At 57.0% G+C, this 25,982-nt stretch carries 23 protein-coding genes; 12 read left to right on the forward strand and 11 right to left on the reverse strand.

What is annotated here, in order from left to right; all coding sequences use genetic code 11:
- Window positions 1-57: 57 nt before the first annotated feature.
- The gene (htpG, locus tag HFD95_RS03950) at window positions 58-1,932 is read left to right on the forward strand and encodes a molecular chaperone HtpG (protein WP_029519428.1); all 1,875 of its coding nucleotides are present in this window, start codon (window positions 58-60) and stop codon (window positions 1,930-1,932) included.
- Window positions 1,933-2,212: 280 nt separating this feature from the next.
- Here the strand turns inward: htpG and HFD95_RS03955 are convergent, their stop codons facing one another.
- Window positions 2,213-3,082 carry a LysR substrate-binding domain-containing protein gene (locus HFD95_RS03955; protein WP_167429848.1) on the reverse strand — a complete coding sequence of 290 codons (870 nt, stop codon included), beginning with the start codon at window positions 3,080-3,082 and terminating at the stop codon, window positions 2,213-2,215.
- Between the two features lie 186 nt (window positions 3,083-3,268).
- Here HFD95_RS03955 and HFD95_RS03960 point away from each other — a divergent pair, with 186 nt between their 5' ends.
- The 4 genes from HFD95_RS03960 to HFD95_RS03975 all read left to right on the forward strand — a co-directional run bounded on the left by HFD95_RS03960 (window position 3,269) and on the right by HFD95_RS03975 (window position 7,336).
- Window positions 3,269-4,129, forward strand: coding sequence for a DUF6024 family protein (locus tag HFD95_RS03960; protein ID WP_010255933.1), 861 nt, complete (start codon window positions 3,269-3,271; stop codon window positions 4,127-4,129).
- 129 nt (window positions 4,130-4,258) lie between these two features.
- Window positions 4,259-4,903 carry an adenylate kinase gene (gene adk, locus HFD95_RS03965; RefSeq protein WP_010671225.1) on the forward strand — a complete coding sequence of 215 codons (645 nt, stop codon included), beginning with the start codon at window positions 4,259-4,261 and terminating at the stop codon, window positions 4,901-4,903.
- Window positions 4,904-5,016: 113 nt separating this feature from the next.
- On the forward strand, window positions 5,017-5,976 hold the full coding sequence (gene hemH / locus HFD95_RS03970; protein ID WP_060679599.1) for a ferrochelatase: 960 nt from the start codon (window positions 5,017-5,019) through the stop codon (window positions 5,974-5,976).
- A 58-nt stretch (window positions 5,977-6,034) separates the two neighbouring features.
- Window positions 6,035-7,336: an inosine/guanosine kinase gene (locus HFD95_RS03975; RefSeq protein ID WP_010255936.1), complete on the forward strand. Its 1,302-nt coding sequence runs from the start codon at window positions 6,035-6,037 to the stop codon at window positions 7,334-7,336.
- 359 nt (window positions 7,337-7,695) lie between these two features.
- On the opposite strand, the gene ybaL is transcribed toward HFD95_RS03975, so the two are convergent.
- Entirely contained in the window at window positions 7,696-9,390 is a 1,695-nt protein-coding gene (gene ybaL / locus HFD95_RS03980) for a YbaL family putative K(+) efflux transporter (protein ID WP_010259074.1), read from the reverse strand.
- A gap of 531 nt (window positions 9,391-9,921) precedes the next feature.
- On the opposite strand from ybaL, the gene ushA reads away from it, so the two are divergent.
- Window positions 9,922-11,688 (forward strand): bifunctional UDP-sugar hydrolase/5'-nucleotidase UshA, encoded by a 1,767-nt coding sequence (gene ushA, locus HFD95_RS03985; protein WP_167429849.1) that lies wholly within the window; start codon window positions 9,922-9,924, stop codon window positions 11,686-11,688.
- A 34-nt stretch (window positions 11,689-11,722) separates the two neighbouring features.
- Here the strand turns inward: ushA and HFD95_RS03990 are convergent, their stop codons facing one another.
- Entirely contained in the window at window positions 11,723-12,154 is a 432-nt protein-coding gene (locus HFD95_RS03990; RefSeq protein ID WP_022626100.1) for a multidrug/biocide efflux PACE transporter, read from the reverse strand.
- Between the two features lie 89 nt (window positions 12,155-12,243).
- Between HFD95_RS03990 and HFD95_RS03995 the strand changes: the two genes are divergently transcribed.
- Window positions 12,244-13,113, forward strand: coding sequence for a LysR family transcriptional regulator (locus HFD95_RS03995; protein WP_010259071.1), 870 nt, complete (start codon window positions 12,244-12,246; stop codon window positions 13,111-13,113).
- Here the strand turns inward: HFD95_RS03995 and ybaK are convergent.
- From ybaK to copA, 3 genes are all read right to left on the reverse strand, one after another.
- A complete protein-coding gene (gene ybaK / locus HFD95_RS04000; protein WP_010259070.1) occupies window positions 13,110-13,589 on the reverse strand; it encodes a Cys-tRNA(Pro)/Cys-tRNA(Cys) deacylase YbaK in 480 nt (159 codons plus the stop codon). The genes HFD95_RS03995 and ybaK overlap by 4 nt on opposite strands.
- A 174-nt stretch (window positions 13,590-13,763) precedes the next feature.
- Window positions 13,764-14,567, reverse strand: coding sequence for a TraB/GumN family protein (locus tag HFD95_RS04005; protein WP_064704609.1), 804 nt, complete (start codon window positions 14,565-14,567; stop codon window positions 13,764-13,766).
- Window positions 14,568-14,638: 71 nt separating this feature from the next.
- Complete coding sequence (gene copA, locus HFD95_RS04010; RefSeq protein ID WP_167429850.1) at window positions 14,639-17,152, reverse strand: copper-exporting P-type ATPase CopA; 2,514 nt, start codon at window positions 17,150-17,152, stop codon at window positions 14,639-14,641.
- Between the two features lie 97 nt (window positions 17,153-17,249).
- On the opposite strand from copA, the gene cueR reads away from it, so the two are divergent.
- Window positions 17,250-17,654: a Cu(I)-responsive transcriptional regulator gene (cueR, locus tag HFD95_RS04015; RefSeq protein ID WP_167429851.1), complete on the forward strand. Its 405-nt coding sequence runs from the start codon at window positions 17,250-17,252 to the stop codon at window positions 17,652-17,654.
- Here cueR and HFD95_RS04020 read toward each other — a convergent pair.
- The 4 genes from HFD95_RS04020 to HFD95_RS04035 all read right to left on the reverse strand — a co-directional run bounded on the left by HFD95_RS04020 (window position 17,642) and on the right by HFD95_RS04035 (window position 20,771).
- Window positions 17,642-18,088 carry an NfeD family protein gene (locus HFD95_RS04020; protein ID WP_010671234.1) on the reverse strand — a complete coding sequence of 149 codons (447 nt, stop codon included), beginning with the start codon at window positions 18,086-18,088 and terminating at the stop codon, window positions 17,642-17,644. The two genes, cueR and HFD95_RS04020, sit on opposite strands and share 13 nt — an antisense overlap.
- Window positions 18,088-19,002, reverse strand: coding sequence for an SPFH domain-containing protein (locus HFD95_RS04025; protein ID WP_010259065.1), 915 nt, complete (start codon window positions 19,000-19,002; stop codon window positions 18,088-18,090). The genes HFD95_RS04020 and HFD95_RS04025 overlap by 1 nt, the downstream gene beginning before the upstream one ends.
- 58 nt (window positions 19,003-19,060) lie before the next feature.
- The gene (locus tag HFD95_RS04030; RefSeq protein WP_010259064.1) at window positions 19,061-19,918 is read right to left on the reverse strand and encodes a co-chaperone YbbN; all 858 of its coding nucleotides are present in this window, start codon (window positions 19,916-19,918) and stop codon (window positions 19,061-19,063) included.
- A gap of 79 nt (window positions 19,919-19,997) precedes the next feature.
- Window positions 19,998-20,771, reverse strand: coding sequence for an SDR family oxidoreductase (locus HFD95_RS04035; RefSeq protein ID WP_167429852.1), 774 nt, complete (start codon window positions 20,769-20,771; stop codon window positions 19,998-20,000).
- Between the two features lie 362 nt (window positions 20,772-21,133).
- Here HFD95_RS04035 and HFD95_RS04040 point away from each other — a divergent pair, with 362 nt between their 5' ends.
- Complete coding sequence (locus tag HFD95_RS04040; protein WP_137241171.1) at window positions 21,134-21,778, forward strand: hypothetical protein; 645 nt, start codon at window positions 21,134-21,136, stop codon at window positions 21,776-21,778.
- Entirely contained in the window at window positions 21,741-21,926 is a 186-nt protein-coding gene (locus HFD95_RS04045; RefSeq protein ID WP_124889756.1) for a hypothetical protein, read from the forward strand. Before HFD95_RS04040 ends, HFD95_RS04045 begins: the two co-directional genes overlap by 38 nt.
- Window positions 21,927-22,251: 325 nt before the next feature.
- Here HFD95_RS04045 and tesA read toward each other — a convergent pair whose 3' ends face one another.
- Complete coding sequence (gene tesA, locus HFD95_RS04050) at window positions 22,252-22,878, reverse strand: multifunctional acyl-CoA thioesterase I/protease I/lysophospholipase L1 (RefSeq protein WP_181955251.1); 627 nt, start codon at window positions 22,876-22,878, stop codon at window positions 22,252-22,254.
- On the opposite strand from tesA, the gene ybbA reads away from it, so the two are divergent.
- Both ybbA and ybbP read left to right on the forward strand, forming a co-directional pair.
- Window positions 22,846-23,532, forward strand: coding sequence for a putative ABC transporter ATP-binding protein YbbA (gene ybbA, locus HFD95_RS04055; RefSeq protein WP_010259059.1), 687 nt, complete (start codon window positions 22,846-22,848; stop codon window positions 23,530-23,532). The two genes, tesA and ybbA, sit on opposite strands and share 33 nt — an antisense overlap.
- Window positions 23,529-25,946, forward strand: a complete 2,418-nt coding sequence (ybbP, locus tag HFD95_RS04060) for a putative ABC transporter permease subunit YbbP (protein WP_167429853.1) — start codon at window positions 23,529-23,531, stop codon at window positions 25,944-25,946. Before ybbA ends, ybbP begins: the two co-directional genes overlap by 4 nt.
- The last annotated feature ends 36 nt before the right edge of the window (window positions 25,947-25,982 follow it).

The raw sequence follows: 25,982 nt of genomic DNA on the forward strand, positions 1-25,982 counted from the left end.
CCCTGTCACCCCCACATCAACCTCAACGTTTGTTCAACCTGTTTTGTTGAGGTAGCAATGACCATGAAAGGACAAGAGACCCGTGGCTTTCAGTCGGAAGTAAAACAACTTCTGCACCTGATGATCCATTCTCTCTATTCAAACAAAGAAATTTTCCTGCGTGAGCTGATCTCCAACGCCTCGGATGCGGCAGACAAACTGCGCTTCCGTGCCCTGTCAGATTCCAGCCTGTATGAAGGTGATGGCGAGCTGCATGTTCGTCTCTCTGTTGATAAGGACAACCGTACCATTACGCTCAGCGACAACGGTATCGGTATGCGTCGCGATGAGGTCATTGAGAACCTCGGGACTATCGCCAAGTCAGGCACCAAATCCTTCCTTGAATCGCTGGGCTCCGATCAGGCGAAAGATAGCCAGCTGATTGGTCAGTTCGGTGTCGGTTTCTATTCTGCATTCATCGTGGCGGATAAAGTCACTGTGCGTACCCGTGCCGCGGGCGCGTCAGCCGAAGAAGGCGTGTTCTGGGAATCCGCAGGCGAGGGCGAATATACCCTGGCTGAGATTGAGAAAGCCGATCGCGGTACCGAGATCACCCTGCATCTGCGCGAAGGCGAGGATGAGTTCCTGGATGCATGGCGCGTGCGCAACATCATCAGCAAATATTCCGATCACATCGCGCTGCCGGTTGAGATCGAAAGCAAAGATGAAGAAGGCGAAGGGACACACTGGGAGAAGATTAACAAAGCCCAGGCGCTGTGGACCCGCAACAAATCTGAGATCAGCGACGAAGAGTACAACGAGTTCTACAAGCATATCGCCCACGATTACAGCGATCCGGTCGCCTGGAGCCACAATCGGGTGGAAGGTAAGCAGGAATATACCAGCCTGCTCTACATTCCGGCGCGTGCGCCATTTGATATGTGGAACCGCGATCAGAAACATGGCCTGAAACTCTACGTACAGCGCGTCTTTATCATGGATGACGCTGAGCAGTTTATGCCGAACTATCTGCGCTTTGTGCGTGGCCTGATTGACTCCAACGATCTGCCGCTGAACGTCTCCCGTGAGATCCTGCAGGATAGCCGCGTGACCCAGAGTCTGCGCGCCGCGCTGACGAAGCGGACCCTGCAGATGCTGGAAAAACTGGCGAAAGATGACAACGAGAAATACCAGACCTTCTGGAATGAGTTTGGTCTGGTGCTGAAAGAGGGCCCGGCGGAAGATCACGCTAACCAGGAGACGATCGCTAAGCTGCTGCGTTTCGCCACTACCCAGAGCGAAGGTTCAGCACAGACCATTTCGCTGGAAGATTACGTCAGCCGCATGGTGGAAGGTCAGGAGAAGATTTACTACATCACCGCTGACAGCTATGCCGCCGCGAAGAGCAGCCCGCATCTGGAACTGTTCCGCAAAAAAGGCATTGAGGTGCTGCTGCTCTCCGATCGCATCGACGAATGGATGATGAGCTATCTCACTGAGTTCGATGGTAAAACCTTCCAGTCAGTCAGCAAAGCGGATGAATCGCTGAGCAAGCTGGCGGATGAAGAGACTGAAGAGCAGAAAGAGGCGGAAAAAGCGCTGGAGCCTTTTGTTGAGCGGGTGAAAACTCTGCTGGGCGAACGTGTGAAAGAGGTGCGTCTGACGCATCGCCTGACCGATACTCCGGCGATTGTCACCACCGACGCCAACGAGATGACCACGCAGATGGCGAAGCTGTTTGCCGCGGCCGGACAGGAAGTGCCGGAAGTGAAGTACCTGTTCGAAATCAACCCGGATCATCCGCTGGTGAAACGTGTTGCGGATACGCAGGATGAAGCACGCTTCGGTGAGTGGATTGAGCTGCTGCTGGATCAGGCCTTGCTGGCCGAGCGCGGCACGCTGGACGATCCTAACCAGTTTATCCGCCGCATGAACCAGTTGCTGACCGCATAACGGCAACAGGCCGGTGGTTTTCACCGGCCTGAAGTTGCAGCTACGATGCTGGCTCAGGGAGCATACGCCCTCCGCAAAGACGCAAAAAGCCGCCATCCCTGGCGGGCTCAGCGCGGGCCATCCATGGCCCGCGATGCTTTGCTCCAGGCGTATGCTCCCATCGCATTGACTCTGATGCCGTCTGTCTGAATCAGTCAGCGCTGATTGTGAGCGGGATTTCAGGGTTAAAAAGCAGTAAATTTGTCAGCTGTCTGAAGCCGGTGACCCTCACCGGCTTTTTTTATGGTTTTGCGGCATCCTGCAGCCAGTCGCGAAACAGGCTGATCTCCGTATCGTGCCGACGGCTCTGCTTTATCATCATCCATGTGGCCCGCTCGACGCGTACAAAGCCAAGCGGCGCAAGCAGCGTGCCATCCTCCAGCTCTTTGCGTACCAGCAAACGGGGTGCCATCAGGACGCCAAGACCACTTCGTGCGGCCTGAATCCCCAGTGTCAGACTCTCAAAATGCTTTCCGCCGTTAAAGCGGCCACTGACCCCAGCTTTGTCCGCCCACTCTGACCAGGCGTGCAGCCGGGTATCCGCATGCAGCAGGGGCATCGCGGCCAGATCCTCGCCGACCCGCAGTTGCGAAGCAAAGTGAGGTGCGCAGAGCGGCCCAATCTCATCCTCGCTGACCAGCGTGGCGTCTATGTCAGATTCAGGGGGCTCGCCGTGACTGAGGATCAGCACATCCACATGTTCGCTGCGCAGTTGCGAGATCTGCGTCAGCGGCTGGAAGTGAACCTCAATCTCCGGATAGCGTTGATAAAAACTGGCGATACGGGGAATCAGCCATTGCGACAAAAAGCTGGGGGCGCAGGAGACCCGAATCTGCTGAAGCAGCCCGGTACGAATGCTTTCGCAGCTGCTGCGCAACTCACTGAACGCCTGCTGACAGCTCAGCAGCAGACGTTCACCGTGTGAGGTCAGTTTCACGCGGCCATGGCTGCGGATAAAAAGTGGTTTGCCCATCCAGCTCTCCAGCTGGCGAATCTGATGGCTGATGGCGCTGTGCGTAACATGCAGATGTTCAGCCGCCACGCTAAAACTGCTGTGTAAGGCTGCCTGGTGAAAATAGTGCAGCGCTCTCAGTGGCGGCAGTCTGTTCATCCTCTTCCCCTGTGCAAAAATCTAACAGGGATTGTCAATTTATATCATTTTAAAGTCCAGCCGCATTGACCTACTCTGTAGGGCAAATTATGGCGGGTTGACTCAGCCTTATATCTGTGATTTTTCAGGGTATTCCGCCTCGCTTAACCTGCGTTCACGCCGCACACTCCCCGAAGCGAGACAACCATGGCACACCGCTCTTTATCCTCTGAAACTTCAGCAGAGGCGCGCCATCGGTTACGCCTGGCGCTCTCACGCTTTTACCGGCTGGAGCAGTTCGATCTCTTCTTCGCGCCCTCGCTGCATGTGGCGCAGGTCCTTCTTTCTCAGCTCTTTCTGCGGCAGGAACAGGCGCGCAATCAGCACCGTTACGCCTCGCACTTTCCGGTAACCGAACTCAACATCCTGCCAGCAGTTCCGCTGATCGCAGGCAGCATCATGCTGGTACCACATGTCGAATTGCCCAATGGCCGCGTGCGTCCGCTGCGGGATTGCCAGAACCAGGGCGTGACGGAGGCGAGCGAGAGTTTTGCCAGCGTGCTGCATCAGAAACTGATCGACGAAGCCCATCTGTTTGTCACCCGACTGGATCGCCACGCCGAGATCTGCAGCGATCTGGTGCTGGTGGCGTTGCGGACACATGACTTCAGTACGCTGGTGCGCAGCGAACTGCGGCTTTTCGAACAGGGGCTGACCCTGACCGCCACGCATGAGGCACTGCGCCGCTTCGACGATCCGCACTGGCGGCCTTACAATGCCGCCACCGTCGATGCGCTCTCCCTGTCAGACCCGCTGCCGCTGAACTCCTGCCATCAGCCCGGTTTGCCGTTTGCCAGCTTTAATGTCCCGGCCTCCGTGATCACATCGCTGTCAGATGCGGAAGATGTGGTGAAATGGCCGCAGCAGGCGCGGCTGCTGCTGAATGCTAACGTGCGCGGCAGCGGCAAAAAAAGCGTGAATATGACCCATCATCTGAGCCGACGACTGCAATTCCTGCTCGGCTCAGGCGGTAAATCTGAAAAAGCGTCCGGCAGGCCAGGCGGGTAGGGGGCAGGGCCAAAAAGCAGCTCAGGTCGCCCTGCGCGATCCGCGCCCTTCCTTGTGATGAGCGGGTCATAATGGTATGTTCTTTCGCTTCTAAGATAGATCAATGCGATTCGCAAGGGGATTTACGCAATGCGTATTATTCTGCTCGGAGCTCCGGGCGCAGGTAAGGGGACTCAGGCCCAATTCATCATGGAGAAGTATGGCATTCCGCAAATCTCCACCGGCGACATGTTGCGTGCAGCAGTAAAAGCAGGCAGCGAGCTGGGCAACCAGGCGAAAGCCATCATGGATGCTGGCAAACTGGTGACCGATGAGCTGGTGATTGCGCTGGTCAAAGAGCGTATCACCCAGGAAGACTGCAAAAACGGTTTCCTGCTGGACGGTTTCCCGCGCACCATTCCTCAGGCAGATGCAATGAAAGAGGCCGGGATCACCGTTGATCACGTGCTGGAGTTCGCCGTACCGGATGAACTGATCGTTGAGCGTATCGTGGGCCGTCGCGTTCACACGCCATCAGGCCGCGTTTATCACGTCACTTTTAATCCACCGAAAGTGGAAGGCAAAGATGATGTGACCGGCGAAGAGCTGACCATGCGTAAAGACGATCAGGAAGAGACCGTGCGTAAGCGCCTGGTGGAATATCATCAGATGACCGCGCCGCTGATTGCTTACTACAGCAAAGAAGCGGAAGCGGGCAACACTGCCTATCACAAAATCGACGGCACCCGTAAGGTGACCGAAGTCAGTGCCGAGCTGGCTAAGATCCTGGGCTAAGTTCATAGGGGCCGGTATTACTGGCCCCTTTTGCAGTAATCGCTTTTACCTCCCACTAATTCCGCTACAATTTTCCCGTTTTCACGCATCCCCGTTGTTATCAAGGAACTCAAATGAGGCAAGATAAGGCCGGCGTGTTATTGGTTAATTTAGGTACGCCAGACGCGCCCACCACACCTGCAGTTAAACGCTATCTGAAACAGTTTTTAAGCGATCCGCGCGTGGTCGATGCGCCGCGCTGGCTCTGGTGGCCGGTTCTCAATGCCGTTATTCTGCCGTTTCGCTCGCCGCGCGTCTCTAAGCTCTACGCATCGGTCTGGATGGAAGGCGGTTCACCGCTGCTGGTTTACAGCATGCGTCAGCGCGATGCGCTGGCGGCACGGGTCGATATGCCCGTCGAGGTGGGCATGAGCTACGGTAATCCAAGCCTGAAAAGCGCGGTTGATAAGCTAATGGCGCAGGGCGTGACCCGCCTGATTGTGCTGCCGCTCTATCCGCAATTCTCCTGCTCCACCGTGGCGGCAGTGTGGGACGGCCTGACCGCGGTATTCAAAGATTACCGCTCGCTGCCTGATGTGCAGTTTATCCGCGACTACGCCGAACATCCGGCCTATATCGCCGCGCTGAAAGCGACGGTGGAGCGATCCTTTGAGCGGCACGGTCAGCCCGATCTGCTGGTGTTATCCTTCCACGGCATTCCGCAGCGTTTTGCTAACGAAGGCGATGACTACCCGCAGCGCTGTGCGGATACCACGGCGGCCCTGGTCAAAGCGCTGGGCCTGCGTGATGATCAGTATATGATGACCTTCCAGTCGCGTTTTGGTCGTGAGCCGTGGCTGATGCCCTACACCGATAAAACCATGGAAAGCCTGCCCGCTAAAGGGATCAAACATGTTCAGGTGATGAGCCCGGGCTTCTCGTCAGACTGCCTGGAGACGCTGGAAGAGATCAGTGGTGAAAACTGCGAAATCTTTATGCATGCCGGGGGTGAGAAGTTTGAGTATATCCCTGCGCTGAATGCCGATGAGGCGCATATCGACATGATGGTGCAACTGGTCGACGCACGCCGTTAAAGCGCAGGCGGAGAGTGTGATATCATTCTCCGCCTGTTTTTCCAGACGGCACCTCCCGATGAAATTTCCCGGCAAACGCAAATCCAAACACTACTTTCCCGTCAGCGCACGCGACCCCCTGTTACAGCCCGCCCAGCACGACGTTGATGCAGGCAGCTGGGTAGTGGGTATCGACCAGACGCTGGTGGATATCGAAGCCAAAGTCGATGACGCTTTTCTCGCACGTTATGGCCTGAGTGCCGGGCACTCGCTGGTTATCGATAATGCCGTCGCGGAAGCGTTGTACAACGAGCTGATGCAGGAAGCGCTGATCACCCATCAGTTTGCTGGTGGCACCATCGGTAACACGCTGCATAATTTCTCGGTGCTGGCCGATGACCGCTCCGTGCTGCTGGGCGTCATGTGCAATAACATCCAGATTGGCGGCTACGCCTATCGCTATCTCTGTAACACCTCAAGCCGGGTCGATCTTAACTATCTGCAGGGCGTGGATGGCGCCATTGGACGCTGCTTTACGCTGATTGGCGAACATGGCGAGCGAACCTTTGCTATCAGCCCCGGCCAGATGAACCAGCTGCATCCGGATAACGTACCGGAAGAGGTGATCGCCGGAGCCTCTGCGCTGGTACTGACCTCCTATCTGGTGCGCTGTGCCGAAGGTGAACCGATGCCTCAGGCAACGTTACGGGCGATTGAGTATGCCAAACGCCACAACGTGCCGGTGGTGCTGACGCTGGGCACCAAACATGTGATTGGCGACAATCCTCAGTTCTGGCGCGATTTCCTGCGCGAGCATGTCAGCATCGTGGCGATGAATGAAGAGGAAGCGCTGGCGCTGACCGGCGAAAGCGATCCGCTGCTCGCCGCCAATATGGCGCTGGACTGGGTCGATCTGGTGCTGTGTACTGCTGGCCCGATTGGGCTCTATATGGCGGGTTACACCGAAGAAGAGTTCAAACGCAAAACCAACCATCCGCTGCTGCCTGGCGCGATTGCTGAATTCAACCAGTATGAGTTCAGCCGGGTGATGCGCCAGCAGGATTGCCAGCAGCCGCTGCGCATTTTCTCGCACATCGCGCCTTATATGGGCGGACCGGAAAAGATCATGAACACCAACGGCGCCGGAGATGGTGCGCTGGCGGCGTTACTGCATGACATCACCGCCAACAACTATCACAGCCTGAATGTGCCAAACTCCAGCAAACATGCGCGTCCTTACCTGACCTACTCATCGCTGGCGCAGGTATGTAAATATGCCAACCGCGTCAGCTACCAGGTGCTGAATCAGCATTCGCCGCGTCTGACCCGCGGCCTGCCGGAGCGGGAAGACAGTCTGGAAGAGTCTTACTGGGATCGGTAAAGCTGGCAGCTGCCGCGCATAAAAAAGCCCTTCTGAAGAGAAGGGCCTTAGAAGACTGGCAATGTCTGGCTCGGTTAGCGATGAGATCGAGCCTGCTCAGGGAACACGGTCAGATCGGAAAGTCGGTTAAGCCATCCATGGCCGCTCGGCCCGCACGACTACGCACCTCATCCCTGAGGTGCGCCCGTAGCCGGGCCAACGCATTGCGTTGTTCAAAAACGCTCCCGGCGTTTTTGTCCCGGTCGGCGGGACGCTTTCCTCTTCTGCCCGTGTTCCCTGCGTGTTGAGTTTATTCGTTGCGGTAAAATTTACCCTGGTTTTGATAGATCAGTAGCCTGCCAGGTTTTGCTTAACACGAATCAGCGCACGACATCGCAGGGCTGTAAATCTTCGCCCTGGGTCATCTCATCCTGCAGGATTTGCAGCATACTGCTGGCGATCTCACGTTCGCCCATCACCACACGGGTGGCACCCCGTTCCATGATGTACTCGACTTCATCGTCATAGTGGGCGCGGGCGATAATCTCGATATTCTGATGTTTTTCACGCGCGGCGGTGACCACTTCACCCGCTTCATAGCCATTCGGAATAGTCAGTAACAGCCAGCGGGCGCAGTCGAGTCGGGCCAGTTCCATGGTGTCAGCGCGGGCTGCATTACCCAGCACCGCCTTAATACCGCGCTCGCGCAGCGCTTCAACACGGGCGCGGGAGTTTTCAACTACCACCAGCGGAACATTGGCCTCAAGCAGCTTCTGACCAATCAGACTGCCCACCCGGCCGTAACCTACAATTACCGCGTGATTGCAGAAATCCACCGGGATCTGCTTCTCTTCTTCAATCGCCTCTTCCAGCGTCTGCTCTTCCATCGTCTCCGTTTTCGCCAGGAAACGCTCCAGCAGGGTAAACAGGATCGGATTAAGCATAATCGACAGGATGGCGGCGGCCAGCACCAGGTTGCGGCCCTCGTCAGTCAGCAGGCCCAGCGAGATACCCAGACCGGCCAGAATAAAGGCGAATTCACCAATCTGCGCCAGACTGACCGAAATGGTCAACGCCGTACGACGTGAATGGCCGAGCAGCGACACCAGCAGCCAGGCGGCGACAGATTTACCCACCACAATAATCACCAGCGCGCCCAGCACTGCCAGCGGCTGCGTCACCAGAATCGACGGGTCAAACAGCATGCCGACCGAGACAAAGAACAGCACGGCAAAGGCATCACGCAGCGGCAGCGTATCGCGCGCGGCGCGGTGGCTCAGTTCCGATTCGTTCAGCACCATACCGGCAAAGAAAGCGCCCAGCGCAAACGAAACATCAAAGAATTCAACAGCACCAAAGGCGATGCCCAGCGCCAGCGCTAATACCGCCAGAGTAAACAGCTCACGCGAGCCGGTGGCGGCGCTGCGGGCGAGGATCCAGGGGACGGCACGCCGTCCCACCACCATCATCAGCACCATAAAGGCGGCGACTTTGCCGATGGTCCACAGCAGGTCCCAGGCCAGCAGTCCGGCGCTGGCATTGCCCTGTTCCATCATGCCGGCAATCGCAGGCAGCAGCACCAGTGTCAGCACCATCACCAGATCTTCAACAATCAGCCAGCCAATCGCAATCTGCCCGCGCTGGCTATCGATCAGTTGCCGCTCTTCAAGCGCGCGCAGTAACACCACGGTACTGGCGGTAGAGAGGCAGAGACCAAACACCAGGCCGGTCATCCACGACCATCCCAGCGTCCACGATAAGCCCATTCCCAGTAACGTCGCGACCGCGATCTGTGCGATGGCACCGGGAATGGCTATCGACTTTACCGACATGAGATCTTTCATTGAGAAGTGCAGGCCGACACCAAACATCAGCAGAATCACGCCGAGTTCTGCCAGTTCAGGAGCCAGATTGGTATCGGCAACAAAGCCGGGAGTAAAGGGTCCAGCCAGCACGCCTGCCATCAGGTAGCCAACCAGGGGCGAAATACGCAGGCGGTTCGCCAGCATCCCAAGGAGAAATGCCAGAACCAGTGCTCCGACAATGGTAGTGATCAACGGTGTGGTGTGATGCATGCCTGTCTCCTTGTATACAAATGTATCCGCTTGTAACAAATGAGTTTAAAACAAAATCTATTCTTTCGCTGAGCAATTTGCGGGAATACCCTAAAAAAGCAGGAAAAAAAGTCAAATGCACAATCGAAAGGGTGTTTTTGTTCATTATCCATAATATTGGCTGATTTGACGGTTTAAAGCGGTCCGGGTAAATAAAAATTAGCATCCTTAAATGCCGTGGGTATGACACAAATAAGGGTTAAATGCGCGCACAGACAGGGTAAAGCCCGTCAGCGGCACTTTTGCAGGAGTAAACAACTGGTTAACAACAGGTCTGGCTACCCGTTCTGGCTTATCCGGAACAAACCAGTCTGACACGGGCGCGGCCTTGCGGCTGTTGTCATGCTCAGCAAAAGCGGTCCGGAGATAAAAAGAGTGGCATACAGAGACAGGCGAATGTGCGTTGGCCTTGAGTTCGCCGGGGGAATGTGCGACACAGTGGGGCAAACCGGCAGTAAAATCGGGCCAGACGGCAAATTAAGGAGAATCACAGTGTTGTTATCTAAATGGACAGGGGCGGGCGTGGCACTACTGGTGGCCCTGATGCCGCTGTTTTCACAGGCCGCCCAGGCCGATCGCACCTATCGTTTCAGCCTGCTGCACACCAACGATGAGCATGGTCATTTCTGGTTTACTGAGCAGGGTGAATATGGTCTGGCGGCGCAGAAAACCTTGATGGATACGATGCGCTACGATGTGCAGTCCAGAGGCGGCGGCGCATTGATTCTCTCTGCCGGTGATGTGAACACGGGCGTACCGGAGTCCGATGAGCTGGACGCTGAACCCGATTTTCGCGCGATGAACCTGATTGGCTATGATGCCATGGCGCTGGGCAACCATGAGTTCGACAAGCCCATCGCGGTCCTGCGCAAGCAGGAGAAGTGGGCGCGATTCCCGCTGCTCGCCGCCAACGTTTATCAGAAAAGTACCGGTCAGCGCCTGTTTAAGCCCTGGGCGGTATTCAATCGTCTCGGGCTGAAAATTGCGGTGGTCGGGCTGATCACCCCGGATACGGCGAAACTGGCCAATCCGGCGGGCCTGACGGATACCGAGTTCCGCGATCCGATTGCGGAGGCGGAGAAGGCGGTTGCCGAACTGCGCGCCACAGAGAAGCCGGACGTGATTGTCGCGCTGACCCACCTTGGTCACTATGACGACGGTAAGCATGGCAGCAATGGCATTGATGACGTCACCCTGGCGCGCAGCCTGCCTGCCGGCACCATCGATCTGATTGTGGGTGGTCATTCGCATGATGCGGTCTGCATGGAAAAAGAGAACGTCAGCGTTAAAAATTATCAGCCGGGCCAGCCCTGCAAACCCGATCAGCAGAACGGGATCTGGATTATGCAGGCGGATAAATGGGGCAAATATGTCGGACGTGGTGACTTCACCTTCCGTAACGGGCAGGTGACGCTGGAGGCTTATCAGCTGGTGCCGGTCAACCTTAAACATCAGATAAAGAACGCGGATGGCAGCGAAACCTGGCTCACCTGGCAGGAAGAGATCCCGAAAAACACCGCCATGATGAAACTGCTGATGCCATTCCAGAAACGGGCTGAGGCGAAGTTAACCGTGAATGTCGGCAGCGCCGACGGCAACTTCAGCGGTGAAAAAGAGCAGGTTCGCTTTGAGCAGACGAATCTCGGCCAGCTGATTCTGCGCGCCCAGATGGCGCACACCAAAGCCGATTTTGCGGTGATGAGCGGTGGCGGTATTCGCACCTCGCTGAAATCGGGCAAGCTGAGCTGGCGTGACCTGCTGCAGGTCCAGCCGTTTGGCAATCAGGTGGTCTCGGTCAGCCTGACCGGGGCGGAGATCAAAAAATATCTGGATGTGGTCGCCAATATTCAGCCTGACTCAGGTGGCTACGCCCAGTTTGCCGGTATCAGCCTGACCGCAGACGGTAAACATGTCAGCGACGTCAGCATTAACGGTAAACCGCTGCAGGATGCGCAGCATTATCGCATGGCAACCAACAGCTTCAATGCGGCTGGCGGCGACGGTTATCCGCGTCTGGATAATCATGCGGGTTATCTCAACAGCGGGGCAGTCGATGCGCAGGTGTTGCGCGACTGGATCAAGACGCACTCGCCGGTCAAAGCCAGCGACTATCAGCCGAAAGGGCAGATTGTGCATCTGACCGATGAGCAGATCCGGGCGCGGGATGAAGCTGCGGAAAAAGCGCGGAAGCGTAACTATCCCAAAATGATCCTGGCGTGGATCTGGCCGTGGGGGAATGAAACAGCCGCCGCGCATTGAACTGACCGGGAGGCGCTTGCGCCTCCCGTTTTTCTTACGCCCGGCAGGGATGACGTCTGATCCAGCGCTCGCGCAGTTTGTCCCACACCCAGTTGTAGGCCATGGTGTAGGGCAGGAAGAAGAGGAAAAAAGCCACTTCGACCAGGAAAGCCTGACCCAGAGAGATATCCAGCATCCAGGCGGCAATGGGCAGACCAATCAGGATAAATCCGCCTTCAAATCCCAGCGCATGTAATACACGCACGCCCGGGCCACGTTTCTGGCCTGGCGCATAGAGGCGATCAAATCCGCTGTTGTAAATCATGTTCCATAGCATCGCGACCGTAGAGAGCATAATCGCCAGCGATCCCATCTGAAACAGCGGTTTATTCATTGCCCATGCCGCCAGCGGCGAAACGGTCAGAATCGCCAGCGTTTCAAAGCAGACAGCATGAAGAATACGTTCTTTAAGTGAGCGGGTACGCATTGTGAGTTCTCCTTCAATAATGCGGCACATTTTCACACGTCGGAATGCTAAGATAAAATGAACACCTATCGAAAAAAGCGATGGTTCAGATGCGTTACTCCCCGGAATCCCTTGAGGCTTTTATGCAGACTGTGGCGAGCGGTTCTTTCTCTGCCGCTGCGCGCGCGCTGGGTAAAAGTCAGTCCACCATCAGCGCGGCAGTAGCCAGTCTTGAAGACGATCTCGGCTTTGCGCTGTTTGAACGGGCAGGTCGGCAGCCGGTCCTCACCGAGCAGGGACGCCGCGTTATTCCTCAGGTTCAGCAGATCCTGGCGGCCAGCGAGCGGCTGGATGCGCTGGCGATACGTCTGTCGCAGGGCGTTGAACCCCGGCTCAGTTTTGCCATGTCAGACTTCTGGCAAACCGATCATCACGAGCATCTGCTCAGGCAATTTGATGCCCGTTATCCGGAGATTGAACTGGAGGTCATGATTGCCGAGGATGGTGATGTGCTGGATCTGCTGCAGGCCGGGCGGGTACATCTGGGCGTGGTGCGGGCACAGCCCAATCTGCCGGTGGATATTGCCGTGGCGCGACTGCAGGTTGAAGCGCAGATGGCGGTCTTTTTACATCGCGATCATGCGCTGGCCCAGCTTAAGACCCTGAGCGAGAGCGAGCTGGAAGGGGTTCGTCACCTGCGATTAAATACCTGGGTTGAGGCATCTGAACCCGCGCCAATGGGGCGCATCTGGTCGGCACCGACCTATCTGTTACTGCTGGAGATGGCGGAGCAGGGATTTGGCTGGACGATTCTGCCGCGCTGGCTGGTGAAACAGTTTGGTCATGGCGTTCTGAAAGAGTTGTCGATGCCGGGCTGGCCGCAGCATATCGCCATTGAGGTGGTCTGGTCACGCCGTACGCCACCCGGTCCGGCGGGTCGCTGGATGATCGATCAGCTCTGCGCACAGCCACGGGTTTAGTCGTGGCGGGCGATATCCGCAAACGGAGCGTCCAGCAGTCGTGAAAGATCCCGGGGAGCCAGTTCGATATCCAGTCCACGCTTGCCGCCTGAGATAAACATGGCGTCAAACGCGCTGGCAGAGTGGTCGATCACCGTAGGCAGCCGTTTTTTCTGGCCCAGCGGACTGATGCCTCCCACCAGATAGCCAGTGACCCGCTGGGCCAGCTGTGGGTCGGCCATATCCGCTTTCTTCGCGCCCAGCGCTTTTGCCACTTTCTTGAGATCCAGTTGCGTCGATACCGGCGTAATCGCCACTGCCAGCTGTTTTGCCTCGCCATTCAGCGCCACCAGCAGCGTCTTATAGACCTGGCGCGCATCCAGATTGAGTTTACGTACCGCTTCGTCACCAAAATGGGTTTCGCTGCTGTCATGCTCATAGGGATGCAGGGTGAAGCTGACTTTTTGTTTTTCCAGCAATTTTACGGCGGGCGTCATACAGGTTCCTTACTAAGAATAATCTTATTACGCAGAATCGTGGAAAAAGGTGGCGAAACTTTGTTCTTTGAGTGAAAATTAGCCGCGCGCCAGCAATCTGATTGCTGAGCGATAACCAAAATCATAAACAAATTCCTCTTTGACGGGCCGATAATATTATCGGCTCTCTTTTTTTCAGGGCTTCTTCAGCATCTCAGGCAGGTTATCTTCGCCGTAGAGATGCAGAGCACCGACCGCTACCACATAGTTTCCTGCTGATAATCCCTGAAGCCGGTCACGCCACTGCGCATTTCGCTGACCGATCAACGTATCATTCAGCGCCTGGCTGAAGGTGGCGGGCAGGGTGATTTCCGGCTGGCGTGGCGGCGTATCGAGCCACCAGCTCACCATCATCTGCAGCAGGCGCGCATTGGTGTGCCAGTGCAGCAGCGTATCCTGCAACAACGCCATGCCGTCATCCGGCAGCGCAGTCAGCAGGGCGATCTGCGCCTCTGCGCCTTCCAGTTCAATCACCGGTTTGTTCAGACCTTTCGCGGCCTGCAACAGCTGATAATCGATGCCGTAGTCAGGTCGCAATCCCAGTCTTTGTGCCTGCTGCGCCTGTAACATCAGCGCCACCTGCCAGGCGGGCAGATTATCAAACAGGCTCAGATTGAGGCTCATCTCCTGACAGAGTGCGGTGAGCGTTTGCATCGCGTGGCTATCCAGCCGGGTGGAGAGCGCGGGACGATCGCCGTGGTGATCAAAGGGTGAACCACCCTGAGTAATATCCGCTTCCACAATCAGTGCATCCGCCTGCTGCAACTGACGCAGCAGACGGGCGGGCAACGGCTGCATGTCGCGCGTCCCCATGTGGATGCTGCCGACCAGATGCAGCTGACGATCGCCAAGCCGTACATCCATCGCAGGCCAGCGGTAACTGGCGGGAAAAAGTTGGCTGATAAAGCCGCGCAGTGAGCGCCAGATGTTGCCTGTCATTCCCGGTCCTTTGCGATTCAAAACCCCATGCTAGCGACTTCAGCGCGTGAAAAACAGCGCTGAAACGGCGATTACTCGCGCGGTGGCCGGTAACGCAGCAGGCGGTTAGCATTGCTGACCACGGTAATGGAGGAGAGCGCCATCGCTGCACCCGCCACAATCGGGCTGAGCAGGGTACCGGTCAGTGGATAGAGCACACCCGCTGCCACCGGAATGCCGATGCTGTTATAGATAAATGCCCCAAACAGGTTCTGCCGGATATTGCGCAGCGTCGCGGAAGAGAGCGCTAACGCGTCTGCCACGCTGTTCAGGTCGGCACGCATCAACGTGATGCCCGCGGTTTCCACCGCCACATCGCTGCCGCCACCCATGGCAATGCCCACATCGGCCTGCGCCAGTGCGGGCGCGTCATTGATGCCATCACCCACCATCGCGACGCGACGGCCCTGCTGCTGTAAGTGTTCAATTGCAGCCGCTTTGCCTTCCGGCATCACGCCCGCAATTACTTCATCAATACCGACCTCGGCAGCAATGGCGCGCGCGGTATTTTCATGGTCGCCAGTCAGCATAATCAGGCGATAACCCTGCTGATGCAGTCGCTTCAGAGCTGCGCCGCTTTCCGGTCGAAGCTGATCGCGCAGCGCGATAAGCCCGGTTAGCTGGCCCTGCTCAGCCAGTAACACCGGCGTTGCACCCTGTTGCGTCAGCCGCGCAATCTCTGCTTCCGCCGCCTGGTAATCGACGCCGTTATCCTGCATCAGCGCGGCATTACCCAGTAGCAGCGTTCTGCCATCCAGACTACCGCTGACCCCTTTGCCGCGTATTGTACGAAATTGCGCTAACAGAGGCGGCTGGGTCAGTTTCGCTTCGGCGACAATCGCTTTCGCCAGCGGATGACCCGAGGCGAACTCCAGCGCAGCCGCGGTCGTTAATACTGATTCACGGGTGGCATCGCCCCAGACCTGCACGTCACTGACCTGCGGCTTGCCGGCAGTGAGTGTGCCGGTTTTATCAAACACCAGGGTGTCGACTTGGCTGGCGCGCTGCAAGGCATCGGCGTCGCGCACCAGCACCCCCAGCTCGGCGGCGCGGCCAACACCGGCAATAATCGACATCGGCGTCGCCAGGCCCAGCGCACAAGGACAGGCGATAATCAGCACGGTTGTCGCGATCACCAGCATGTAGGCAATTTGTGGCTGCGGTCCGAACAGATACCACACTGCGCCGCTGAGCAGTGCGATCAACACCACCACCGGGACAAAAACGGCGGAGATGCGATCCGCCAGGCGGCCCACATCCGGTTTGCTGCTCTGCGCCTGACGCACCAGCCGGATAATGCGCGACAGGGTGGTGTGATTACCCGTCGCCCGGGCGATAAATTCTACCGAGCCATCCTGCACCAGGGTGCCGGCAAAGATGGCTGCGCCCGGGGTCTTGCTTTGCGGCACCGCCTCGCCGGTCAGCATCGCTTCATCAAACCAGGCTTCACCGGTAGCGATTTCGCCATCGACCGGCACCCGATCGCCGGTGACCAGGCGCAGCGTCATGCCGGGCTGCACTTCGCTGACCGGAATCAGCCTGTCGCCCTGTTGATCAACCTGCCGCGCCTGGGCTGGCGTCAGATCCAGCAATCTTTCCAGCGCTTTAGAAGATCGCTGGCGCGCCCGCTGCTCCAGGGCATGCCCCAGATTGATCAGGCCCAGGATCATGACGCTGGCTTCGAAATAGAGATGGCGCGCCTGTGGCGGGAAAAAGTCGGGCCACAGCACCACGCTAAAGGAGTAAATCCAGGCGGCGCCTGTGCCGAGTGCCACCAGCGTATCCATGGTGGCGCTGCCATTGCGTAAACTGCGCCAGGCACTGCGATAAAAATGGCTGCCGGTGACGATCATGATCAGCAGAGTCACGATGCCCAGCGTCAGCCAGACGCCGTGGTTGTGGTCGGTGAGCATCATGTTGTCGCCCACCATGCCCCAGATCATCAGCGGCAGGCCAAACGCCAGGGCGACAGCAGCCTGCCAGCTGAAACGCCGCATCGCGCTGCGGGCGCTGAGCTGCTGTTTCTCACGTCGCTCCTGCTCGTCATCCACCACCTGTGCGCCGTAACCCGCGGCATCGACGGCCGCTACCAGCTGCTGCGGATCAGCGTCGCCCAGCACCAGCGCACTGCGTTCGCCGAGATTGACGCGCGCCTGGCTGACGCCTGCGACCTGCTGCAGCGCTTTTTCCACCCGACTCACGCAGCTGGCGCAGGTCATGCCCTCAATCAGCAGCATATGGGTGGGGAGGGTTGTTTCTGCCGGACGGGAAGCAGTCTCCGTTGTCAGCGCCTCCGGCGGCGGCTCTGATGCTGTCAACGGTTCAGACTTTGGGGAAGCGTCCGCGGTTTTCAGCGTCGCGTGATAACCCGCCTGCTCCACGGTGGCGATCAGCGCGGCCGCATCTGCGTGACCGGAAACCTGCGCTTCCTGTTGGGTCACGTTGGCCTGGTCAACATCATCACGTTGTTCCAGTGCCTCTTTGACACGTTTGACACAGTGGCCGCAGGACAAGCCGTCCAGTGCCAGAGAAATAGTGTGTGACATAATCAACTCCTTCTGTAATCCCATTTGACCGATTGGTCATTTTCGATTCATGCTTAAGCATAAACCTTCCATCAAGGGGAAGGTCAAGGGGACGAAAATGAACATCAGCGATGTGGCAAAAAAGACCGGACTGACCAGCAAGGCGATACGTTTTTACGAAGAGAAGAGGGTGGTGACGCCGCCGTTGCGCAGTGAAAATGGCTACCGCAGCTACAACGGACACCATCTTGAGGAGCTGAACCTGTTACGTCAGGCACGACAGGTTGGCTTCACGCTGGATGAGTGTCGTGAGCTGGTGGCGCTGTTTAACAATCCGTCGCGCCACAGTGCCGATGTAAAAGCCCGTACTCTGCAGAAAGCGGATGAAATTGCGGCGCATATTGAAGAGCTGCACGTCATGCGCGCTCGCCTGCTGGCGCTGGCAGAGGCCTGTCCCGGCGATGACGGCGCCGAATGTCCGATTATCAACAATCTGGCTGGATGCTGCGGTCAGCGTGGCTGAATACGCAGCGTAATCCCCTCAATGCCGGTTACGACCACTGCTGTGCCCGCAGGCAGATCCTGCTCCGCCTCGACCCGCCAGCTGCTATCCCCGATCCGCACATGGCCGGTGCGGTTATGCAGCGCGGTATCCAGCGTCAGCTGCAACCCGATCATCTGACTGCCGCGCTGGTTCAGGGCATTGGGTTTCTGACGCGCTTCACGGTGGCGCATCCAGCGATACCATAAAAAGACGCAGATCAGCGTCAGCACGGCAAACAGAGAGCCCTGCGCCGTCCAGCTTACCGGCACAAACCACTCAATGAGGCCGACGATGACCGCCGCCAGCCCGCTCCAGAGCAGGTAACCGCTGGTGCCCAGCATCTCAGCCGCCAGCAGTAACCCACCCAGCGTCAGCCAGAACCAGTGCGGATGCGCGATAATATCGACCAGCATCAGCGTTTCGACTCAGTGCGTGATTCCTTCAGCAGTTCACCGATGCCCGCAATCGAACCCAGCAGACTGCTCGCCTCCAGCGGCATCATCACCACTTTGCTGTTATTAGCTTCACCGATTTTTTGCAGCGCATCGGTATATTTCTGTGCCACAAAGTAGTTAATGGCCTGAATATCACCTGATGCGATCGCTTCCGAGACCATCTTAGTGGCGTTAGCTTCCGCTTCCGCCTGACGTTCGCGCGCTTCTGCCTGCAGGAACGCCGAGGTCCGTTCACCTTCTGCTTTGAGGATTTGCGACTGCTTATCCCCTTCAGCGCGCAGGATCGCCGCCTGTCGCACCCCTTCGGCTGTCAGAATATCGGCGCGTTTAGTTCGCTCCGCTTTCATCTGCGCATTCATCGCGCCAATCAGCTCCTGCGGCGGACGCACATCGCGGATCTCGATGCGGGTGATCTTGACGCCCCACGGATTGGTCGCTTCATCCACGATATGCAGCAGGCGGGTGTTGATGCTGTCGCGCTGTGACAGCATTTCGTCCAGCTCCATGCTGCCAAGCACGGTACGCATATTGGTCATGGTGAGGTTAAGAATCGCCTGCTCAAGATTGCTGACTTCATACGCGGCACGCGCCGGGTCAACGACCTGAATAAAGCAGACTGCATCGATGGTGACGTTGGCATTGTCTTTGGAGATGATCTCCTGCGAGGGAATATCGAGTACCTGTTCCATCATGTTGATCTTACGACCCACACGATCCATGAACGGCACCACCAGGCTTAATCCTGGCTGCAGGGTGCGGGTATAACGGCCAAAGCGCTCAACCGTCCATTGAAAACCTTGTGGCACGATCTTGACGGTGGCCCAGACCGCCACCAGCGCCAGAATAATCAGGGCAGGAATTACAGTTATCATACAACCTCCGCGTTGTCAGATTAACGGGCCGAGTCGCTTCGGCCCGGGGTGCTGCCGCTTAGTAGAGCAGGGAATAGAGCTGACGACGATAACGCGCGGCAAGTGCATCGCCGGTACCCAGCGCCGCCAGAATCTCCTGCAGCATTTTACGCGCCTGGCCATCAGCGGCATTAAGGTCGGATTTCAGGAAGCTGAACAGCAGTTCCAGCGCTTCTTCATTACGACCCACCTGATGGAGCTGTAACGAGAGTTTAGCAGCCAGCCCGGCGTTAGTCGGGTCAGCCTCCAGCTGGGATTGCAATTGCTGAATTTCCGGCGTATCCGCTGCCTGTTTCAGCAGATCGATCTGTGCCATCAGGCTCTGATAGCGGGTATCCTGATCCTGCAATGGCACCACTTTCAGCACCGCTTCCGCTTCATCGCTGCGGTTCAGGGTAATCAGTACGTCAGCCAGCAGGAAACCGATCTCGCTGGACTGGTTGCTCAGCTGCCACGCATCTTTTAATAACGGCAGCGCCTCCAGCGGTTTACCTTCCTGCATCAGCGCCATCGCCTGCTGCGCTTTCAGCTCTTCTTCGCGCGGCAGGACTTTTTCCAGCAGGGCGCGGATCGCTTCTTCCGGCTGTGGACCTTGGAAGCCATCAACCGGCTGACCATCCTGAAACAGATAGACGGTCGGGATTGAACGCAGACCAAACTGCGACGCCACCCTTTGCTCTTTGTCGCAATCCAGTTTTGCGAGAATAAACTGACCCGCGTACTCCTGCGCAAGGCGCTCCAGCACAGGCGTCAGATCCTGACAGTGCTGGCTGCGCTCAGACCAGAAGTAGAACAGCACCGGCAGCTGCATCGACTGCTCAAGGGTCTGCTGCAGGTTAGATTCGTTGATGTCGATGATCGAAGCTTGTGGTGACATGGATAAGTCTCTTTGCAAAAAGTGTTCTAAGAATATGGGGCCAACTGGCCCGGCTTCAAGCGCTATTGCGCATGGCTGATTAATGGCTGCGCAAAATGCGATCCAGCATCCAGCCGGGGAGTAACCGTTTCAGCAGGCTCATTATGTGTGCGACCAGTGTCACCGGATAGCGTAAACCCGGATGTTTACTCTCGAGTGCATGACGAAGTTTAGGCAGAATGGCTTCCGGTGGCAGGGTAAAACGTGCCGCGATGCCAGGGTTGCGCACCGGGTTATGCTGTTCGCCCTGCGTCACATTGTCGGTAAAACGGGTCTGAATCGGACCCGGTTCAATCAGGCTGACCCGGATTCCGCGGCTGCGCACTTCAAGCCGCAATGCATCGCTCCAGGCTTCCAGCGCATATTTACTGGCGGCATAGGCACCCCGGCCTGGCGTAGAGATCAGCCCCAGCACCGAGCTGGTATTAATAATGCGGCCATCGCCGCTGGCCTGCAACGCGGGCAACAGACGCAGTGTCAGCTGATGGACGCCGAAAAAGTTGCTGGAAAACTGCTGTTCCAGCTGCTGGCGAGAGAGGGTGTGCAGCGGGCCATAGAGGCCAAATCCGGCATTGTTAAACAGCGCCGTCAGACGGTTATCGCAGAGCCCGATCACGGTATCGGCGGCCTGATCCACACTTTGAGGATCGTCGAGATCCAGTTGCAGCCCGGTAAAGCCCAGTGTTTCCATGCGGGCGACATCCTCTGCTTTACGGCAGGCGGCGATCACCCGGTAGCCCCGCGCCAGTAAATCGTGGGCGGCAACCAGGCCAATACCGCTCGAACAACCTGTAATCAGAATGGTTTTTTGCACAAATTAATCCCCCTTCGAATCTCATGTTTTTTTAAATTAAGCTGTTATTTCTTCTGCATGTATACCTGATTGCAATGAGTCAGCATTTCACGTTTCTCTTTTATCTTCCTCCTGATTTACCAGGAGTCTGCCGTGAAAAATGAGTGATTACGATAACATCTTAATAATGATCAGACCCAGACCGGGCATAAAGTCTCTGCCATTTTGATGTTACTGGTTTTGCTTGCATCATCTGGCGAAATGACAGATCTGGCGTGGCACAGGAGGAAATTCTGGCTGGCGGGTAAACTGAAGAAATCGTCTGGAAGCACTCATGAACTTTAGTTATTATTCGTACAGATTCAGGACCGCAGGGATGATATATGGACATTAAACAGGCTGCACTGGGAATTCTCGATGGGATATCTTCCATACCAAATACAGCTTACATGGGTATGGTCAGAAGTTGGGAGGGGAGCGGACTCGCAGGGCAAAGTGCTAAACAAAGAAATCAGGCTGAGACGGAGCGTTTTTTCTATATGCTCAAAAGCCTGGGTAATGCTGAGTCACCTTTACGCAGACTAATTACTCTTGTTTTCACCTGGTTTTATCAAAAGCTTGATGATGAAGGAAAGGAGGCTGTTAACAATAAATTGGGGTACGGCGCTGGAAGCATTGCAGGACGAACAGCCGGGCAAATTACATTGGCACAGACAACAGCAAGTATGATGTTGCGTCGGTTGGCTATTGACGAGGCATACAGGCATTTCATCCGATTCAGTGCTTCAGCCTCTCTAAACGTGGTGATGTTACAGGGGATAATTGAAGAGTCAGCAAGAGCGTCAAGAAGGATGAAAAACAAATATCCGGCTACGTACGCCAGGCTATCAAAAGAGAATTTAGATATGGTTTATTTCCTCGTTGAACGACAATTAGAGCCTTACCTTGTGTTCATCGAAGGACATCCTATTAATTGTAAAGGAATACAAGATGAAATTTGTAAAAGCGTTAATGTCCCACGCAATTGAAGGAACCATTACCTTTTTGTCTGTGATTTTTGCTATGGGTTCTTTTTTCTGGTTTGAAAGCACATGGCTGAAACTTACCGGGTGTATCGGAGCATTAATAGTTGGCTATGTGATTTCATACGGAGCGGCGAAAATCAGAGGTGGCTGAACCTGAATTGCTGCTGCGATTTTGCAGCTATTAATAATTTTGCAGCTACTAATAATTGAGTTGAGTAGTTCTGGCTCAATGTTTTATTTAATGGTGAGATCGTTTTGAACTAACCTGCCACCAGAACGCCACAGACGCCCGCTGCGCCTCACAAAAGCGCGGTCATCACACTTTATAATCCTCACAGCGCGGCACATGTAAAGCCGCTGTCACCACTTTGCCGCCAATAACAAAAAAACCAATATTAAATTATTGATTTAAATGATTTATTATATGCGGCAAAGTGCTTTTGCATTTCTTTACCCTTTTTGCGCATCCCGGCGCGCTACGGCTGCTTAACTAAGGGGGCCAGGTCTTTTGCCATTAACTGGGCGATAAAAGGCTGGGCATCAGGATTAGGATGAATGCCATCCTGCTGCATCCACTCGGGTTTCAGATAAACCTGCTCCATGAAAAAGGGCACCAGAGGAATGTTATGCTGCTGTGCTAATCCGGGATAGATGCCGCTGAACGCTTCGGTGTAGCGGCGGCCATAGTTGGCAGGCAGACGAATCTGCATCAGCAGCGGCTTCGCATTGGCGGCTTTAACATCGTCGATAACTTTACTCAGATTCTGCGCGATAGCGTCGGGCGGGAAACCGCGCAAACCATCGTTACCGCCCAATTCGATTAACACCCATTGCGGCTGATGCTGTTTTAATAGTGCGGGCAGGCGCGCCAGCCCCTGTGCAGCCGTATCACCGCTGATACTGGCGTTGATCACTTTAGGTTTTTGCTGCCACTGCTTATCGAGCAGGCTGGGCCAGGCCGCAGTGGCAGACATGCGATAGCCCGCACTCAGGCTGTCGCCCAGTACCATCAGCGTATCTGAAGCAGCAAGACGCGACACCAGCAGAAGAATCAATAACAGGAAGGGATAATGCCAGCGGAAAACATTGTTGAAGTTCATCATCTTACTAAGTCCGTCGGTCAGGGAGAGCATCAGTTAACCATCCTTACCGGAGTTGAGTTGGTTGTCAAACCAGCTGAGACCATTGCGCTGATTGGCGAGTCCGGTTCCGGCAAGTCAACCCTGCTCGGAATTCTGGCCGGGCTGGACGATGGCAGCAGCGGCGAAGTCCATCTGCTGGGGCAGCCGCTGCACCAGATGAACGAAGAGCAGCGTGCGGCCCTGCGTGCCCGGCAGGTCGGCTTTGTATTCCAGTCATTTATGCTGGTGCCAACCCTGAATGCCCAGGAGAACGTGCAGCTGCCTTCGCTGCTGCGCGGCGACAGCGACCGTCAGAGCCGTGAACAGGCGAGAGAGCTTCTGACGCTGCTCGGACTGGGTGAACGTCTGCATCATCTGCCCGCCCAGCTTTCAGGCGGCGAGCAGCAGCGCGTGGCGCTGGCCCGCGCCTTCAGTGGCCGTCCTGGTCTGCTGTTTGCCGATGAACCGACCGGCAATCTCGATCGTAAAACCGGTGACCGCATTGCCGATCTGCTGTTTTCCCTTAACCGCGACTTCGCCACCACGCTGATTCTGGTGACGCATGACGAGCAACTGGCGGCGCGCTGCGATCGTCGCCTGCGGCTGCGCGACGGTAAATTGTGGGAGGAGCAATGATCTGGCGCTGGTTCTGGCGCGAGTGGCGTTCGCCCTCGCTGCTGATTGTCTGGCTTGCGCTGACGCTGGCGGTGGCCTGCGTGCTGGCGCTGGGGTCGATCAGCGATCGCATGGAAAAAGGGCTGAATCAGCAGAGCCGTGATTTTATGGCCGGCGACCGTACGCTGCGCAGCAGTGATGCAGCGCCAGAAGCCTGGCTGGCAAAAGCGGCTGAAAGCGGTCTGACGGTGAGCCGTCAGCTGACCTTTATGACCATGACATTTGCCGATCAGTCCCCGCAGCTTGCCTCAGTAAAAGCGGTGGATGATCGCTACCCGATGTTTGGCACGCTGCAGACGCAGCCGCCAGGGCTGAGGCCGCAGGCGGGTACCGCGCTGGCGGCACCGCGCCTGATGGCGCTGCTGAACCTGAAAGTGGGCGACACGCTGGAAGTGGGTGACACCCAGCTGCGCATCAGCGGGGAGGTGATCCAGGAGCCGGATGGCGGCTTTAACCCGTTTGAGATGGCGCCGCGTCTGCTGATCAATCTGGCGGATGCCGCCAAAACCGGTGCGATTCAGCCAGGCAGCCGCATCACCTGGCGCTATAAGTTCTCCGGTAATCCCGATCAGCTGGCCAGCTATGACCGCTGGATTGAACCGCAGCTGAAGGCGGACCAGCGCTGGATCAGCGTGGAGAACTCGGAAGATGCATTAGGCCGTTCGATGCAGCGCGCGCAGCAGTTCCTGCTGCTCTCGGCCTTGCTGACGCTGATGCTGGCGATTGCGGCCGTGGCGGTTGCCATGAGCCACTATTGCCGCAGCCGCTACGATCTGGTGGCGGTGCTGAAAACCCTGGGTGCGACGCACGGCGCGTTGCAGCGGCTGATCATCGGTCAGTGGCTGGCGGTACTGCTGCTGGCGGCGATTGCCGGTGGCCTGGTGGGGCAGGGCGTTGAAGCGATCCTGATGGCGATGCTGAAACCCGTGCTGCCTGCCAGCTTACCGGCGGCCAGCGTCTGGCCATGGATCTGGGCGGTGGGATCGCTGTTTGTGATTTCGCTGCTGGTGGGTCTGCGTCCCTATCGTCTGCTGCTGGCGACGCAGCCGCTGCGGGTGTTGCGGCGCGATGCGGTGGCGAACCTCTGGCCGCTGAAGATCTATATTCCGGTGATGATTGCTGTTGTGGTGACGCTGTTAGCGCTGCTGGTTGGCGGCAGTAAAATGCTCTGGGCGCTGCTGGCGGGTGTGGTGGTGCTGGCGGGATTGCTGGCACTACTCGGCTGGGGAACCCTGCTGCTGCTGCGTCGGCTGGTAGTGCGCAACCTGGCGTTACGACTGGCGATCAACCGGCTGCTGCGCCAGCCCGGCATGACGCTGAGCCAGCTTGCGGCCTTTTCGCTGTCGTTCATGCTGCTGGCGCTGCTGCTGGTAATGCGTGGCGATCTGCTGGATCGCTGGCAGCAGCAGTTACCGGCGGATAGCCCGAACTTCTTCCTGCTGAACATGACGGCAGATCAGGTGCCGCAGGTGCGTGATTTCCTGCAGTCGCATCAGATCACGCCCGGGACCTTTTACCCGATTGCGCGGGTGCGGCTCAGTGAACTCAACGGCAAACCGGCCGATCCGAAGCTGGATAATGCCCTGAACCGTGAGCTCAACCTGACGGAACTGGCCGATCGCCCGGATCATAATCCGCTGGTGGCAGGCAACTGGCCACCCAAAGCGGGTGAAGTGTCGATGGAAGTGGAGCTGGCCGATCGGCTGGGGCTGAAGCTCGGCGATACCCTGACGTTCGACGGCGATACGCAGACCTTCAGCGCGCGCATTACCAGTTTGCGTAAAGTGGACTGGGAAAGCCTGAAGCCGAACTTCTTCTTTATCTTCCCGCCGGGCGCGCTCGACAGCCAGCCGCAGACCTGGCTCACCAGCTTCCGCATGGAGGCGAATCCTGTTCTGCTGGCGCAGCTTAACCGTGCTTTTCCGGCGCTAAGTCTGCTGGATATCGGCAGCATAATGCGGCAGATCGGTCAGGTGCTGGCGCAGGTCAGCCAGGCGCTGGAGATCATGGTGGTGCTGGTGACCGCCTGCGGCGTGTTGCTGCTGCTGGCGCAGATTCAGGTCGGTATGCGCCAGCGGCGTCAGGAGCTGGTGGTCTATCGCACGCTGGGTGCCGGTAAACGCCTGCTGCGCACGACGCTGTGGTGTGAGTTTGCCCTGCTCGGCGTGGTCTCCGGCGTGGCGGCGGCGATGGGGGCAGAAGCGGCATTGTGGGGATTACAGACTAAGATTTTCGACTTCCCGTGGCAGCCTGACTGGACCCTGTGGCTGGCGCTGCCGTTGTGTGGCGCGCTGCTGTTATCGCTGTGCGGTGGCTGGCTGGGGATCCGATTACTCAAAGGGAAAGCGTTGTTCAGGAAGTTTGATGCGGCGTGAGTTAGCACCCGTAGCGCTCGACGGTAAGGTGCTGGC

This window comes from Pantoea sp. EKM10T (genome assembly GCF_011800685.1).
GTDB lineage: Bacteria > Pseudomonadota > Gammaproteobacteria > Enterobacterales > Enterobacteriaceae > Pantoea > Pantoea agglomerans.